Raw genomic sequence first — 15,825 nt, forward strand, 5'->3', positions numbered from 1 at the left:
AACTTTAAGGCTGAATGCGGTTGATCATTCGTGGGAACGGAATTGCTTCCCGGACGTGGTCCAACTTACAAATCCAGGCGATTACCCGTTCAAAGCCCATGCCAAAGCCGGAATGAGGCACACTACCATACTTACGTAAATCCATATACCAACTGTAGTCCTGCTCATTCAACCCTGCTTCCGCAATCTGCTTGTTCAAGGTTTCATAGTCACTTTCACGCTCTGATCCGCCCATAATCTCGCCATAACCCTCAGGTGCTAATACGTCGGCACAGAGGTACTCTTTTGGATTATCAGGGTTCTTCTTCATGTAAAACGGCTTAATGGCAGTTGGATAGTTGACAATAAAGAATGGTCGGTCGAATTGTTCAGAAATAAAAGCCTCGTCTGGGGCACCGAAGTCATCGCCCCACTTAAAGTCGCGTCCGTCTTCTTGCAGTAACTTGACTGCATCATCATAGGAGAGTCTAGTATAGTTACCTTCAGATGCTGGTGCTAACTTCTTAGGGTCGCGCTCAAGCAGTTCGAGTTCATACTGGCAATTTTCTAGGACTTGTTTAATTACATAAGCTAGGAAACGTTCTTGGAGGTCGAGCGATTCATCTTGGTGCATCCAAGCCATCTCAGGTTCCATCATCCAAAACTCAGTTAAATGGCGTCTAGTTTTAGATTCTTCTGCTCTAAAGGTCGGACCAAAGGTAAAGATCTTGCCAAAAGCTTCTGCCCCGACTTCGCCATACAGTTGGCCGGATTGTGATAGGTACGCATCTCCACCAAAGTATTCGGTATGGAATAATTCAGTCGTTCCTTCGGGCGCAGAATGCATAAAAATTGGGGCATCGAACTTAACGAAGCCCTCTTTTTCGAAGAAGTCAACAGTTGCCTTGTAGACCGTGTTACGAATGCGCATAATTGCAAAGGGACGTCTACTTCTTAACCAGAGATGGCGGTGATCAAGTAAGAACTCGATGCCATGTTCCTTGTTACCAATAGGGTAATCTTCCGTGTTAGTAACCAGCTCTAAATCAGAAATTTGCAATTCATAACCAAAGTGCGACCGTTCATCTTGGTGGACGGTGCCCGTCAGATAAAAGCTGGCTTCCTGGTGCAGGGACTTGGCAGTTTCAAAAACTGCTTCAGAGACATCATTTTTTCTAATGACCCCCTGGAAAAAGGCGGTCCCATCACGCAATTGTAAGAATACAATTTTGCCGCTAGAACGCTTGTCAGTCAACCACACGTGCATCTTAACTGTTTCATCGACATGCTGGGAGCAATCTCTGATTGAAATTAATTTTGTCATATCTTTCGTCTACTTTCCATATCGTATCAGCTTAATAATACCAAAGATTTTTAAACTTGGCGACCTAACCAATTAAATTTCCGTTCTTAAAGTCATATAACCGGTAATGGTAGGATCCAGCATAATTTTTGGAGGTTGTTTCCCAAACTGCCCGCCCGCGGTACCAACCTAGATTTACCTTGGTAATCTTTTCACCAGGGGTCTTAGCAGTAAATTTAGCCCTAATTGCCGCCTCGCTAAGCCCTTTTTGGGCCGGTAAGAGGTAGGCTCGTTTAGAACCAGGCAAATAAACAAAGTAATATTTTTGCTTATTTTTACCCACGCCCATTAAGGCGTAACTGTTAACGCCACGATCCAGGTGATAATTTTTGGTAATAGTGGTAATTGGTGTTTTTTGCCTGGCCACGCGGTTAATTTCTTGTGTTTGGCTGCGCTCTGGCCTGCTTGCCCGGTAGAAAATAACTAGCGTGGCAAAGTATAGCAGCACCAAAGCTGCCACCAGCCAGGCAACAACTTTAATGGTCTGTCTTGTATCGTCTTTTATCATAGTTTTCCAACTTTTTTCGTACTTCTTTTAAACTGATTTTTTGCGCTTCTACCGGAATGGCTTGTAAAAATACTTTACCATAATCTTTGGTCCAAAGGCGTGAATCGAGGACTAAAAATTGCCCCTGGTCTTGTTCGCCGCGAATCAGCCGCCCCATTCCTTGCCTGAAGCGGATAACGGCCCGGGGCATCGTATCGGCTTGAAAAACATTGATTCCGCGATCTTGGAGCTGCTTCTGGCGAAGCCTGACCTCTGGTTGGTCGGGCGATTCAAAGGGCAACTTGGCCGCAATTACCAAGTCAACACCGCATTCATGGAAGTCAATTCCCTCCCAAAAACTGTCAGCGCCAAGAATAATGGCCTTTTTGGCAATGGCGAAACGTTTGGAAATCCGATTATTAGAACCTGAAACGCCCTGCGCCAAAATTTCAAAATCACGTAAATTAGGCGAGTTCAAAATCGTCCGGAACACTTCTCTGATGGTGTCTAAATTAGTCATTAAAACGAGCACATGATTTTTGTGGTTTAAGTCATTTTCAATAAGCTGGGCTAAGACCCTATCGTAGCGCGAATTGTTGCTATCCGGTGCGTCAGTTACGGTCAGTACATCCAAGTGCGCAGCTAACTTAAAGGTACTTTTGCCAAGATATGTTTGCGGCTGCAAGTCTGTTAGGGCTAGCTGCTTAATTGTGAACGTAAAGTCGTTTTCACTGGTCAAAGTTGCACTGACAAAAGAAATATGATCAAAGCGGTCGTAGATTTGCTTTAGTTCACTGCTAGCATCAAGCATAATCCAGTTAAGGTTAGCACTTAAAGGATCCTGCGGGTCAGTCAAAGTGACAATAAATCCTTCTTGTTCCAACTTGTCGGCGCGATGCAATAAGTCAGACAATTGGTAGCTTTTAGAAACGTAAAAGTCCAACCGGTCAAGCTGAGTGGTCAGTTCGCTGAGCACGGCCTCTTGGTCAGCTGTGGAAGTGTCCAGATCATTTTCGAGTTTAAAGAGAATTTGGTTGGTCTTTTGCTGGACTTGCTCCAGCTTGCGTTGAAATTCAGTTAGTTTGGCCCGGAATTTCCCTTTTTTAGGGAATAAATCGGTCGTCTGAAAACTAAGTTGCACATTCCCGTTAGCCAGTGTGGTTTGGTTAACAGCTTTGGACCGCTTAGAATACAGCAAACGTTGCAGTTGATTGAGCACGTGGATGAGTTCACGGATAGCTGGGTTGATCTTTTCTAGTAAAAAATTGCACTGGACATCATTGCCATACTGACTGAGAATACTATCCTCAGCGTAATACAACATATTGCGCAGGTGGTTAAGCACGCCCCACAGCGCTTCAAACTGGAATGAGTCGTTGCGTGAACTAATCACGTTATCGTCGAAACGGTGTGCCTCATCGATGACTAGGTATGGATGTTGGCCCCAGATGGTGTCATGGTAGTGATTAGCCAAGTAAGCATGGTTAGTAATTAAAATATCGGCCTGTTCTTGCCTTTGGCGGGCCAGATTCCAGAAATCAGCCTCAGCAAAGCTGCTGGCAACGCGCGCATCTCCCGGATGGGTTATTTGGGTAAATAAAGGTGCCCGGTAGCTTGTCAATTGCAACTCATCCAGGTCACCGGTTTTGGTTTTGGTCAACCAGACCAAAATACGCATTTGCAAGATAAGGGTTAATTGGTTGTTGGCTCCCTGGTATAGGGTCTGGTAAAAGCCATCGAGGTCAATATAATGGCTACTCGATTTAACTACCTCGGCGGTCAAGTCCAGACCAGTTACGTCTAGCAACTGTGGAATTTCATGGCTAATAATCTGCTCTTGCAAAACCTGAGTAGGCGTTGCAACTACCAACTTTCTTCCCGTATATAACTGGTAGGCATAGGCGAACAAGTAGGAAAAAGTTTTGCCCGTACCATTAGGTGCTTCAATCAATAGTGCCCGTTGGTCCGCTTCTTGTAAAAAGGCATTAATCTGATTGATTAAGTCGACCTGGGGCTTGCGGTAGTTGATTTTTTCTTTAAATAAATTTTGTTTAACTTTATTTACTGGAAAAGTTGCAACGGGCGTAGTCTGTTCGCGTCCATTTTTAGCGGCTTGCTTGCGCAAAACAATGGTGCGAATTTGGCGATATTCCTTGCCGAGCGGCCGTTTTTGTTGACGGAGCTGATCAGCTATCTTAGTGAATACCCATGACGTGTCCCGGGTTAGGCCGTGACCTAGGGAACTGAGTGTATTTAGTGTTGCTTGGGGTAATTTTTCTAATTCAGCAATTGCCTTGATGAAGAGGACGGCGGTTCCATATGCATCAGAATCAGCCTTGTGCGGATTAAGGTGCTTAATTGCGAGTTGGTCAGTTAAGTCGCTTAACTTATAAGATGGTAAGGTTGGAAAAGCAATTTTAGTTAGTTCAACGGTATCAATTGCACGATTGGTCAGTGCTTCATAGCCGTGTTGAACAAGTTCATAGTTTAAGAATGGTAAGTCGAAGTTAACGTTGTGGGCCACAAAGATGGTGTTTTTAAGAATTTTAATAATCTTCGGGGCATAGTATGAAAAATCATGCTGCTTCGCCACATCCACGTTATGAATATGTGTTAGGTTTTGCACGGCCAGTGGAATATCACGGTGGGGATTGATCATAAACGAGTAGGTTTTGACCACCTTCATATTCTTAATGATGGCGCACCCAAATTGAATGATGTGGTTATCATCCTCGCGTCGCGTCCCAGTAGTCTCGAGATCAACTACTGCAAAAGTTTCTTTAGTAAATGAGGTCATCTTTCCCCTGCCCCTCTTCTAGCTAACTTCGACAACTTGCTCAGCATCAAGCAAAATCAAATACTTGTGGCTGACCCGTTTGCTGGCAAAAGAATTTAGTGCCCGCTCGTACAAGCGGAGCTGGCCGGTGTACTTTTCTTTGATTTTGGAGATGGCCAGCTCCAAGTGGTCAGTATCAATATGGTCAGTCTTATAGTCAAATAATATGATACCATCATCGCCAGTAAAGTACCCGTCAATGGTACCATGAATCAAAATTTGTGCGCTAGGATCACTAAAATCAGCAAACAGTTTGGCCGCTGGTAGTAGACTCGAAAACTCGACTTCACGCTGCAAATTTTCCGGATTCCGCCAAAAATAGCGGGCAAAATCGCTGTGCACGAACCAATCAAGCTGATCTAAGTTTAGGCTGGGGACAATTGCCGCCTGCAGCTTATTCTGGTCCACTAGGTCATCCAGTTCGTGTTCTAACTGGGCCCGGTCACCGGGTCCGCGATAATCATAATATTGCAAAATAAGGTGCATTGCCGTGCCAATCTCAGTCCCGGTATACTTAGTTTCAAACAGAAAGTTGGGCTTAGTATCAATTGGTTGAAGGTAGCGATTTGTCGAGGACAATAGGTGGGCATTTTCCAGTTCGACATCCAGTGGATCGTTGAAGGCTTTTTTGATTTCTGAGACCGATTGATAAGCCGTTGTTTGGCTGGCGTCCTTAAAAGGATAAGAAAAGTCATAAAGTTTTTGGGCGGTCTTCTCTAGCAAGGTGGCTGGATCATTTTTTGCTTCATGGTTTGCTGGCGCGACTACCGCTGCTTTAATCGGTTCTTCTTGGTAGTTGAAGATGAGCAGGTCTTGGCTTTCATCAAGGGCAGCAGTAACCTCACCAATGGTCTGGGGGACCTGCCGGTCCCACTTAATTGCTGGCCCAATGTAGCTCATGGGACTAGTTGCGGCTAACTTATCATGTAAAGTCAGCTGGCGGTGGTGAGCTGACTGCTGGTCCCAGACTTTGGTTGTCTGGGGTACGTTCTTTAAATCAGCAACAAGAATCAGCTTTTGCCGAGCTCGCGTCATTCCCACGTACATAATACGGGCCTCTTCTTCAAGCAGCTGTTGCTTTTTATCCAAATTGTCAGCGGACTTAAGCAGTGTATCAGCCCAGTAATGTTCCTGGCGGACCGTTAAGCCCACGTTATCGCCGCTAATGAGGTAGTTATTGCTGAGCTCACGCATTTGAAAGCGGTGTTGCAGGCCAAGGTAAAAAACAATGGGGAATTCTAATCCCTTGGACCCATGGATAGTCATCAATCTGACGGCGTGGTCAGCTTCCTTAGTTAAGAGCGGCTGGGCCAAGTCTTTCTGGCTACGGCGCATGCGCTCGATAAAGTTAATAAACTGGTAAAGCCCCTTAAAGCCGGCGCTTTCGTATGAAGTTGCTCGCTCATACAAGGCCTCAAGGTTAACTCGGCGCTGCTTGCCGTTAGGTAAGGCTGTCATAATCTCTAAGAGGCTGGTTCGTTCATAGATACTCCAAATTAACTCAGAAATACGGTGGTTGGTTGAGAATTTTCGCAAATCTTCCAGTTGATTTAAAAAGTCTTTAACCTTTGAACTTAGCTGATCGCTTACCGTCAAATAGGCGGTTAAGGCATAATAAAAGCTGGTTTTAGGGCTCTGAATTCTGATCTTAGCCAGGTCCGCTTCAGTAAAGTTAAACACCGGCGACCGCAGCACTGCAACTAATGGAATATCCTGGTCGGGATTATCAATAATCCGCAGATAATTCATAATAATAGTGAGTTCCAGCGTTTGGAAGTAGTTTTTGGCGTCAGTTACCAGCAGTGGTAGCTGGTTTTTGGCAAATTCTTGCATAATTCGTAAGTTGTCACTGCGACTCCTGGTTAAAATGGCAATGTCACTGTATTCAAACTTGCGTAATTTACCCGTTTGCGAATCATAAACCTGCAAATTTTCATTGTTGAACTGCTTGATGCGGTTAATGACCATAGCAATCTCAGCCGAATCAAGCTCATCGTCATCATCCTGGCGCTCCTCATTAGCTTGTTCCTGATCATGATAAATAAGCTCGGTAGCTTGCGGCAAGGGGGCGGGATAGTAGTCGGCTCCCCAAACTAACTGTCCTTCCTCAGCATAATTGATGCCGCCAAAGCCGGTTGTTAGGACGCGGTCAAAGACCTGGTTGACAAACTTGACTACGGGTTTAGTAGACCGAAAATTCTCAGAAAGCAGAATACGTTCCGCGCCCGGATTTTTCTGGTCGGCAGCCTGGTGGTACTTATGCAAAAACAGGGCCGGTTCAGCCTGCCGAAAGCCATAGATAGATTGTTTGACATCCCCCACCATAAATAAGTTGTTTTGTCCCTCATGTTTAATTAATTGGAGAATTTTTTCCTGCAAGGCATTAATGTCTTGATACTCGTCAACCATAATTTCTTTAAACTTGTTCTGGTAAAAGGAGCGCGCCACTTGTGAATTGGTGGTATCTTGACTGAGGATTTGGTAAGCGAGCTGCTCCATATCACTAAAGTCGAGCAGATTTTCTGACCGTTTCAATTCAGTAAAGCGATCAATTAAAGCCAGTTCAGCTCTGGTAATGGCCGTAGTGAGTTGCTGGCCCTTATCTAGCAACTCAACTTGCTCTTTTTCAGTGGTCGCATAAAAAGACGTAAAAATAGTAAAAACTTGTTCTGTTGCCTCATTTTTGAGGGCCAGGGCCTCATCATAAAAGTCCAACAGATCTTCGTCCCATTTTTTGGACCGCCGCATTCCGCTAGCAAAGGTGCAGCTACGTAACATTGCTCGTTGTTGGTCATAGTTGGCATCACTTTTGAGTGCGTCTAAGTAGCCGGTTAAACACTTTTGAAACAAAGTGAAATTTTCTTTAACTTTACTCAGCTCCTTGCTCTCAAGCAGAGTTTCTTCTAGCAATTCTGCAAGTTTTTGCTTTAGCTCAGCAAAGATAGCCACTAAGTAGGGTTTAATCCTATCTTGCCATAAGGCAGATGGTACAATTTCGCCTTGAACTTCATATTTTTGTGCCAGGTCATTAAGCCAGCTGCGGTAATCGGGCTTGGCTAAGGCATAGTCGTAGAGGTCAAGCAAGAGGTTCTGGGCCGCTGCTACATCCCGGTCACCGGCAAAGTTTTGATAGAATGCAATAAAGCCCGGGTCTTGCTTTTCCAAAAATTCGGCTTCGATTTCCTGCAAAGCCCGCTCGCGCATTAAGCCAGCCTGAGTTTCATCAGTCAAAATGCTGAAGCTAGGGTCAAGGTCGATCACATAATAAAAGCGGTGGATGACATCAAGACAGAAAGCATCAATCGTAGAAATATTGGCCGCATCAACCAGGTTAAGCTGCTGACGTAAGTATTGTGAATTAGTGGCCCGATTAACTTGTTTTTGTAATTCTGTCTTGATGCGGCTTTTCATTTCTTGGGCGGCAGCCTTAGTGAAGGTTACCACCAGGAGTTGGTCAACTCCAGTGCCAGCACTAATTTCTTGTAGCAAGCGTTGTACTAAAACTGTCGTTTTGCCACTGCCAGCTGAAGCGGAAACTAGGATGTCTTGGTCGCGATCAGTGATTGCTTGTTGCTGTTTTTTTGTGAATTTAGGCATGTTATTCATCTTTTCCTAATTTTGCTTTGATCTTGGCTAGTAATTCCTTTTTACTAAGATTGCCGATACGGTGGTATTGATTCTCTTTAAGCATGGCATCAAAAAATAAAATATCGCGGTAATCAGAATAAGCTAGTGCATTAACCGCCTTGCCGTATTGATAAGGGTTAAGCTTGATTTTGCCCGCGAGAATCTGGCTCGCTGCACCTTTAATCAAAGCTTCATCGTATTCCAGCAAGAGTTTAAGCTCATCGTCATTGAAGGCGTTCCCTCGAACAGTTATGCTGCCATCCTTTTTAGCGCTAATGCCAGCATAAAGTTGTGAGGACGAACTAGGCTGCTTTAATTCCGGCTCCGCTTCGAGCAACCTTAATTGGTCATTATTAATTAAACCGGTGTACTTCAGCCGCGCTTGACCATCCAAGCTAGGTTGCTTGAGGGTAAGATCACTTGCATAAAGATTCTTGCCGTTCAAACGCTCAACCTGGCGCGTAACCGTTTGGTAAAAGGCGCCGAGTAACGCCAGTGGCTGTTGACCAGCGAAAAAGTCCTGGTTTTGCGCCAGCACATCAAGATATGACACCATCTGCAAGGATATTCCGTTATAAAATAGTCCAAGGTTGAATTTTTGTGCCGAAGATTTATAGTCAATCACTTGGGCCAATACCCCTTTTTGCTCTGGTACCGGAGCCAGGTCAACCCGGTCCATTTTACCGCGCAGGTTGACTTGGTGGTTGCCGGCCAGGTCGGGCAATTCGAAGTTTAGTCCGGTTACCTGCTCACCCAGGCCAAAGCTCAGCTCGGCATACTTGGCCCGGAGCGGAGTTTTTTGCACCGCTTGGTGCCAGTTCCCTGCTACAGCTGTGGTTGTCTGATCCAAACAGTTAAATAAAAATTGGTTAAACGGATCAGTCAGTAGTTGCTGGTATCTAGCTTCTGCTTTCATTTTACCGCGTACCAGGTCCAGCAGTTGCTTGAGGGTTGGTTCATCAATTTCTGCTAGATCAAGTGAGCGCTGGCTGAGTTCCTTAACCAGCCGGTCGAAGGTTTCGTGAAAGTAATTACCAGCCTGAATAACATCGAGTTCATTATCAAAGCGCTTCCGCAAACGTAACCCATAGTTCAAAAAGTACTCAAAGGAGTTGCCATAGAAGGTTTCAAGCTGTGAGACTGATGAATTGAGGTTTTCCCCGTATAGTTGCTGGGCCAAAGGCGCCCCGATATCTGTTGGTTCATTAATAAATTGACTGCCGGCCAGCACTAAGGCCGTTTTTTGCGGCAGCCGTTCCGCTGTCAGCTTGAGCAAAGCGTCGACTGCAACATTCTGGTCAGTCCGTTGCAGATAGGTCAGATAACCTAGGCTCGCTTCAGGATTAGTCAAAAATGATAATAGCTCTTGCCGTTTTTCCGGTAAGTCATGTTGACAAAATTCCGCTGCCCCAGCCTTTTTAAAGCGTTCATAGTAAAGTGACGGCTCAACGGCCTCATTTTCGCTACCAGCAACGGCATAAGACAAATAAACCTGGTCTTGAGCCAGGGCCAGCGATAAGCCGAATTGGTAGTTCTGGTCTAGGTTACTGAGTTGCTGCCGGTCTTCAAGGTAAGCATCCTCGCCGAAGTTCGCACTCAATTGTTCCAGGTTTTCTGTACTTAAGAAGCCAGGGGTAGTCTGAATTTGCGGTAGACCATTACTGGTCGCCCCCAGAATAAAAACTTGCTTATAGCCATCAACTTGCACAATTCCAGTTTCGGAAAGATCAACGGCATCTAAAGTGGACGGGATTTGTGAAAAAGTGGCTTCCTTAAAGCCATTAACCAGCACAGCAAAAAATTCAGCGGAAGTAAATTCAGCTGGGTTGATCAAGAGGTAATCACGCAAGAGGTTAATTAACAAGTCCCAGACCTGCTCGGACTGGCGTGCTTGCTGCAAATCGCCCTGATCTTGGGCGGCTTCACGCCATTTTTCTAAGCTGCTTGGCACGCCGTTTTGCGTTAACCAGTTAAAGAAAACAGTAAGAGCCTGCTGGGTGTCCTTTTCCTTAGCTAACTTGGTTAGGAGGTCCGTAACCTGCTTGACAAAGAAATTTTTTAACTTGTTGATTTTGGCCACCTGATCAGGAACCTGATCAAGGCGAATCGTTTTGGCAGCAACAAAGGACGTAAAGTCGCGCTGCCAGAGCTGATGGTTAATACCGTGGGCCAAGACAAAATTCTCCAATTGATCGACATCTTGGAGGTAGGCAGCCTCATCCTTGTACCATTTAGGAATGATCAGGTGAGTTTTCATAATTGTTAAGAGATTTTGCGTCTGTAACGGCTTGGTTGCTAGTTGGGCAATGTTTTCAATTAAGACTACCAGGGGATGGTACTTCATTTCCTGCTCTAGATCATTGAAAAAAGGAATGTTATTTTGCCGCAAGATCGGTGTCAAATAGGTTTCGTACTCATGTAAATTAGGCGCTAAGACCAAAAAGTCGCGGTAGCGATAATGCTGTAATGCTACCTGCTGGTAAATGGTGCGGGCAACGAAGTAGGCTTCAGCATAGCGGTTATCTGCTCGAACTAGTTGCACCTGATTCAGTTCACTTGGTGCCGGGCTAATGCCGGTCCAGAAGTCATTCAGTCGTTCACGCTGGTTAAGTACAGGTGAGATTGGCACCGTTTCTACCTGATATGGCAACTTATGCTGGTTTATGTAGTTAAGCAGTTGGTTGATGGTCGTCTGAATAACGTAATCGTAGTCGCCTGGTTCAGGGTCCCGGTTGATATCACCGGTTTGGGTTTTAAAAGCCAGCGTAACGCTGCGGGCATGAAGCATAAGTAGCTTGATCGTTAAGCATTCTTGCAGGGTAAAGTGTGAAAAATCGCTAAAATAAAAGTCGGTGTGCTGTAAGTCTGGTTGACTAGCTAAATATTCGTTTAGCTGCAGTTGAACTTCATTAGAAGTGGAGAATTTACCCGCAATGCCAGCAATAAAGGCATCATAAATCACCTTCAAATCGGCCAGCTTATTCTTGGTTTCAAGATCCAGCTTTTCGGAGTCAATGTCATCAAGGTCAAGATTACCCGTACGAACTTCTAAAATCGTTTCATAAAGCTGCTTTACGAGACCAGGACTAATATTGGCACTCTTAAAAAGATGTAATTCAGGTCGCTTTTGCTCGATTATTTTAGCAAGTAGCATGGCCGCAGCGGCATCGTCAAGCTGACTGGGGATGCTGGTGGGAGCATCTTTTAAAAAGAACCAGGCCAGCCGCGAAAAAGACAGAACCTGTAAATTTTTTACCGCTTGCTCAACCTGCTGCTGGCTGACGGCTAGTTTGCTTATTGCCCGTACTTCTGTGGTAAACTTAATGTGATTAGGGACAATGACAAAAGTTTCTTGTTCTGGTGACTGCTGATAATTTGTAACCGCCAGTTGCAAAACTTGTTCTTGCAGCTGGTCGGTCTGTCGACCGACTAAAATTTTGATCATTTGTGCTCTGCTCCTCTGCTACATATTTTAGCATAGGAGCACAGTTTTGATACAGACAATAAGGATTTTAAATTAAATGAAAAACAGTTATTTGGCTCATGGTAAAGTGATTTTAATGGGCGAACACGCCGTTGTTTATGGCTACGATGCCTTAGCTCTGCCCCTTAAGTCGCTGCAAATCAGGACTACGGTTGAACGTGCAGCAGAAATGTGGATGGCGACCGCCAAGTACCATGGTCCTTTTTGGGCGGCCCCAGCTGAATATGATGGATTAAAGTACGTAGTAAGAACTATGCTGACCAAAGCGGCCAGTCAGCAGCCTCTTAAGTTCACTTATCGCGGTCAGATTCCCACTAAGCGCGGCCTGGGCTCAAGCGCCAGTGTTGCTCTGGCTACTACCCGGGTGCTGAACGATTATTTTAAGCTGGGGCTCACTGAGGCAGAAGTTATCGCTATCACTAACCAGGCTGAAACAATCAATCACGGCCAAGCATCAGGTTTAGACGCCGCCACAGTTAACTCTGACCACCTAATCTTTTTTAACCAAAAAAGGGGGCCGGTAGCCCTGCAAGCGGAACTAAAGGCAAGCCTGTTGATTATGGATACTGGTGAATTGGGCAGCACTAAGGAAGCGGTCGCGCTAGTTCACCAGCAATTGGAGCAGTCCCCTGCAGCAGCAAGCAAGCTGGCGACTCTGGGACAATTAGCAACTGAAACCAAAACAGCCTGGCTTAAGCAAGACCAGCAAGGTGTCGGACACAACTTTAACCGCGCCCAAGCGATTTTGACTTCCTTGGATCTTTCCACTGCCAAAATTGCCGAACTGCAAAAAATTGCCCTCTCTCACGGTGCGTTGGGTTTTAAACTATCTGGCAGTGGTCTGGGCGGTATTGTCATTGCCCTGTGCAAAGACCAGGTACTGGCGCGGAGAATAGCTACTGCATGCCAGTCACTAGTTACTAATAGCTGGATTGAGGAGATTTAATGGAAAAAACTGTTCGTGCACACACTAATATTGCGTTAATTAAGTATTGGGGCAAAGCAGATGCTAAACTGCGTCTGCCCTTAATGTCTAGTCTGTCAATGACCCTGGATCAATTTTATACTGATACAAGAGTGGTCAAGAGCGACCAAGATCGCTTTTTTCTTAATGGCAGTGAACAAACCGGTTCAAGCAAGCAACGGGTTTTTGACTACCTGCATGTCTTACAAAAGCGCTTGGGCCAGACTGGACATTTGCGGGTAGAATCCACTAACCACGTGCCGACAGCCGCCGGCTTGGCCTCATCCAGTTCGGCGTTTGCTGCTCTGGCTGGGGCTTTTTGTGCATATTATAAGTTGGAGGTCAGCCGTAAGGAGTTATCTCGGCTCGCCCGGCTCGGCTCGGGCTCTGCCAGTCGATCGATCTATGGCGGCTTTGCCATCTGGCAAAAGGGCACCGATGATGCTTCATCCTATGCCTATGCCCTGGATGAAAAGCCAAAGCTGGACTTGCAACTGCTAGCGGTTGAACTGAATCAGCAGCCTAAGTTTTTGTCTTCAACTGGCGGGATGAGTCAAGCACCCTCCTCCCCCTTTTTTCAGCCCTGGTTAGCGCGCAACCAAGAAGAATTGGCGGCCATGACTAAGGCTATCCAAGACAACGACTTTTCTCGCCTGGGCCAGCTGGCTGAGTTGAATGCCAATGAAATGCATGCCATCAACTTGACCGCTGCACCTGGCTTCACTTATTTTGAACCAGCAACTATTGCCGCTATCAAGCTTGTCCAAAAAATCCGGGCTAGCGGCATCGAATGTTACTACACCATTGACGCTGGTCCTAATGTCAAAATTTTGTGCCAATTAAAAAATGTAAAAGAAATTACTAAGCAGTTTGTATCAGAATTTGAAAATGCTAAGATAGTAATGCAAAGTTTTGGTCCGGGTATCAGCTACCTGGACTAGTTGATGTTTTTAATGATTAGGAGAATGGATTCTTTTGATAACAGAACAAGCCCCCGGAAAATTGTATATTGCTGGAGAATATGGTGTTTTAGAACCAGATTGCCCGGCTATCTTAGTTGCGGTCAACCAGTTTATTCGGGTCTCAATTACGAAAACTAATTCTGCTGCCGGAATAATTCATTCAAGGCAATATTCCCAGGATTCAATTCATTGGGTACGGCGGGGCTTCAAGATGGTCATTGACAATCGGGATAACCCCTTTGAGTATATTTTAGCTGCCATTTCATACACTGAACGGTTCTGTCTTGAGCAGCATGTGAAGATGAAATTGTACGACTTGCACATTAACTCGGACTTGGATTCTTCCGACGGTAAAAAGTACGGTCTGGGGTCAAGCGCGGCAGTTACCGTAGCCACGGTTAAGGCGATTTTACGTTTTTATAATGTGCCATTTAGTAATGAACTGGTTTACAAGCTTTCAGCAATTTCGCATTATTCTGTCCAGGGTAACGGGTCAGCTGGTGACATTGCGGCCAGCGTATATGGTGGCTGGATTGCCTACCAAACCTTTGATAAGAACTGGCTCAAGCAAGAACTAAACCACAAAACACTGTCAGAGGTTGTTAGTGAGGCTTGGCCTGGTTTGAAAATTCAGCTCCTTACCCCGCCAGTTGGACTGAATTTGATGATTGGTTGGAGCCAACAACCCGCTTCGACTTCGCGTCTGGTGGATGAAACTAATGCTAATAAGGCGGCCCTTAATGGTGAATATCAGCAGTTCATTGACTTTTCCCGGCAATGCGTCTTGGAAATGATTAACGGTTTTGAAAATAAAGACATTCACTTAATTCAAAAGCAAATCCGCGTAAACCGGCAATTGCTGCGTCACTTTGCGCGGATTAACCAAATTGCGATAGAAATTCCGCGCCTGTCTAAGTTAATTAACATTGCGGAGAGTTGCGGGGGGGCTGCTAAGACATCTGGCGCTGGCAACGGTGATTGCGGGATCGTCATTGCTGATGCCCAAACAGATGTTACAGCCTTAGAGCAAGAATGGCGCCAAAATGGGATCATGCCACTCGACTTGCACGTGCACCAAAGCAAAATTAAGCAGTAGAGGAAAAACATGTCAATCAGATCTAAGCGCAAAGAAGAGCACCTTACTTTAGCTAGCAAGTTTTACCAGCCTCATCAGGTTAACAGTTTTGACCAAATGCATTTGGTCCGGCCGGCGTTGCCGGAAGCACGTCTTAACTTAGCAGCTATCAGAACTAAAATGTTTGGCAAGGATTTAGCGGCCCCCTTTTTTATTAATGCCATGACGGGCGGCTCAGCCAGGTCCCTGGTAATTAACCGGGCACTTGGTCAAGTTGCTCGCCAAGCACAGATTGCCCTAGCTCTGGGTTCAGCCAGCATTCTAGTCAAGGAAGAAAAGCAGCTAGCCAGCTTTATGGTTGCTCGTGAAGAAAACCCAACTGGCGTAGTTATTGCCAATATTAATGCCAAGACTAGTCCTACGGCTGCTCAAAAAATCGTGACTGAATTAGCGGCTGATGCAATTCAAATTCACCTCAACACAGTCCAAGAAATAGCCATGCCAGAAGGGGAACGAGATTTCCATTGGTTAGCAAATTTACGTGAATTGCGCCAGGTCTTGACTGTACCCATAATTATCAAGGAAGTTGGTTTTGGTCTAGATGAAGCAACTATGGTCTTGCTCCACCGCGAGGGTTTTGACTTGGTTGACATTGCCGGTGCTGGTGGCACTAACTTTGCTCAGATTGAAAATGCCCGTAATCCTGCCGACCTCTCCTATTTGGCCGACCTGGGCCTGCCCACTGTCGTCTCAGCCGTGATGGCTAGCCGCGCCCAAGTCGATTTCGTGGTTTCTGGCGGGGTGCGAAACCCGCTAGACGTGTTAAAGGGGCTTTGTTTAGGCGGTAAGTATGTTGGCATTTCCAACTTTTTTTTGCAAACTTTGCTTGACCACGATGCTGCCTACCTGCTACAGCTGATTCAGGCTTGGCAGCAAGAACTTGCGGGGTTGCTTGCTGTCTATGGTCAAGCAGATCTGGATAACTTGGCAGCGATTAAGAGCTATTATGACTTGCCGTTAAAGAACGTACTTGACCAACTAAATTAAT

At 45.6% G+C, this 15,825-nt stretch carries 9 protein-coding genes; 4 read left to right on the forward strand and 5 right to left on the reverse strand.

What is annotated here, in order from left to right:
• Window positions 1-4 precede the first annotated feature (4 nt).
• The 5 genes from asnS to R8389_RS04085 all read right to left on the reverse strand — a co-directional run bounded on the left by asnS (window position 5) and on the right by R8389_RS04085 (window position 11,737).
• Window positions 5-1,303 carry an asparagine--tRNA ligase gene (asnS, locus tag R8389_RS04065; RefSeq protein WP_317638205.1) on the reverse strand — a complete coding sequence of 433 codons (1,299 nt, stop codon included), beginning with the start codon at window positions 1,301-1,303 and terminating at the stop codon, window positions 5-7.
• A 64-nt stretch (window positions 1,304-1,367) separates the two neighbouring features.
• Window positions 1,368-1,850: a hypothetical protein gene (locus R8389_RS04070; RefSeq protein ID WP_317638206.1), complete on the reverse strand. Its 483-nt coding sequence runs from the start codon at window positions 1,848-1,850 to the stop codon at window positions 1,368-1,370.
• Window positions 1,819-4,626, reverse strand: a complete 2,808-nt coding sequence (locus R8389_RS04075; protein WP_317638207.1) for a helicase C-terminal domain-containing protein — start codon at window positions 4,624-4,626, stop codon at window positions 1,819-1,821. The genes R8389_RS04070 and R8389_RS04075 overlap by 32 nt, the downstream gene beginning before the upstream one ends.
• Before the next feature lie 18 nt (window positions 4,627-4,644).
• On the reverse strand, window positions 4,645-8,262 hold the full coding sequence (gene addA, locus R8389_RS04080; RefSeq protein ID WP_317638208.1) for a helicase-exonuclease AddAB subunit AddA: 3,618 nt from the start codon (window positions 8,260-8,262) through the stop codon (window positions 4,645-4,647).
• A gap of 1 nt (window position 8,263) precedes the next feature.
• The gene (locus R8389_RS04085; RefSeq protein ID WP_317638209.1) at window positions 8,264-11,737 is read right to left on the reverse strand and encodes a PD-(D/E)XK nuclease family protein; all 3,474 of its coding nucleotides are present in this window, start codon (window positions 11,735-11,737) and stop codon (window positions 8,264-8,266) included.
• Window positions 11,738-11,813: 76 nt separating this feature from the next.
• Between R8389_RS04085 and mvk the strand changes: the two genes are divergently transcribed.
• From mvk to fni, 4 genes are read left to right on the forward strand one after another with little or no spacing between them, the layout of a single operon-like run.
• Window positions 11,814-12,722, forward strand: a complete 909-nt coding sequence (gene mvk, locus R8389_RS04090; protein WP_317638210.1) for a mevalonate kinase — start codon at window positions 11,814-11,816, stop codon at window positions 12,720-12,722.
• Window positions 12,722-13,681, forward strand: coding sequence for a diphosphomevalonate decarboxylase (mvaD, locus tag R8389_RS04095; RefSeq protein WP_317638211.1), 960 nt, complete (start codon window positions 12,722-12,724; stop codon window positions 13,679-13,681). The genes mvk and mvaD overlap by 1 nt, the downstream gene beginning before the upstream one ends.
• 34 nt (window positions 13,682-13,715) lie before the next feature.
• On the forward strand, window positions 13,716-14,798 hold the full coding sequence (locus R8389_RS04100) for a phosphomevalonate kinase (RefSeq protein WP_317638212.1): 1,083 nt from the start codon (window positions 13,716-13,718) through the stop codon (window positions 14,796-14,798).
• A 9-nt stretch (window positions 14,799-14,807) separates the two neighbouring features.
• Entirely contained in the window at window positions 14,808-15,824 is a 1,017-nt protein-coding gene (fni, locus tag R8389_RS04105) for a type 2 isopentenyl-diphosphate Delta-isomerase (RefSeq protein WP_317638213.1), read from the forward strand.
• Window position 15,825: the final 1 nt, after the last annotated feature.

Origin of the sequence: Lactobacillus xylocopicola, from assembly GCF_033096005.1 — a bacterium.
Classification (GTDB): Bacteria; Bacillota; Bacilli; order Lactobacillales; family Lactobacillaceae; genus Lactobacillus; species Lactobacillus xylocopicola.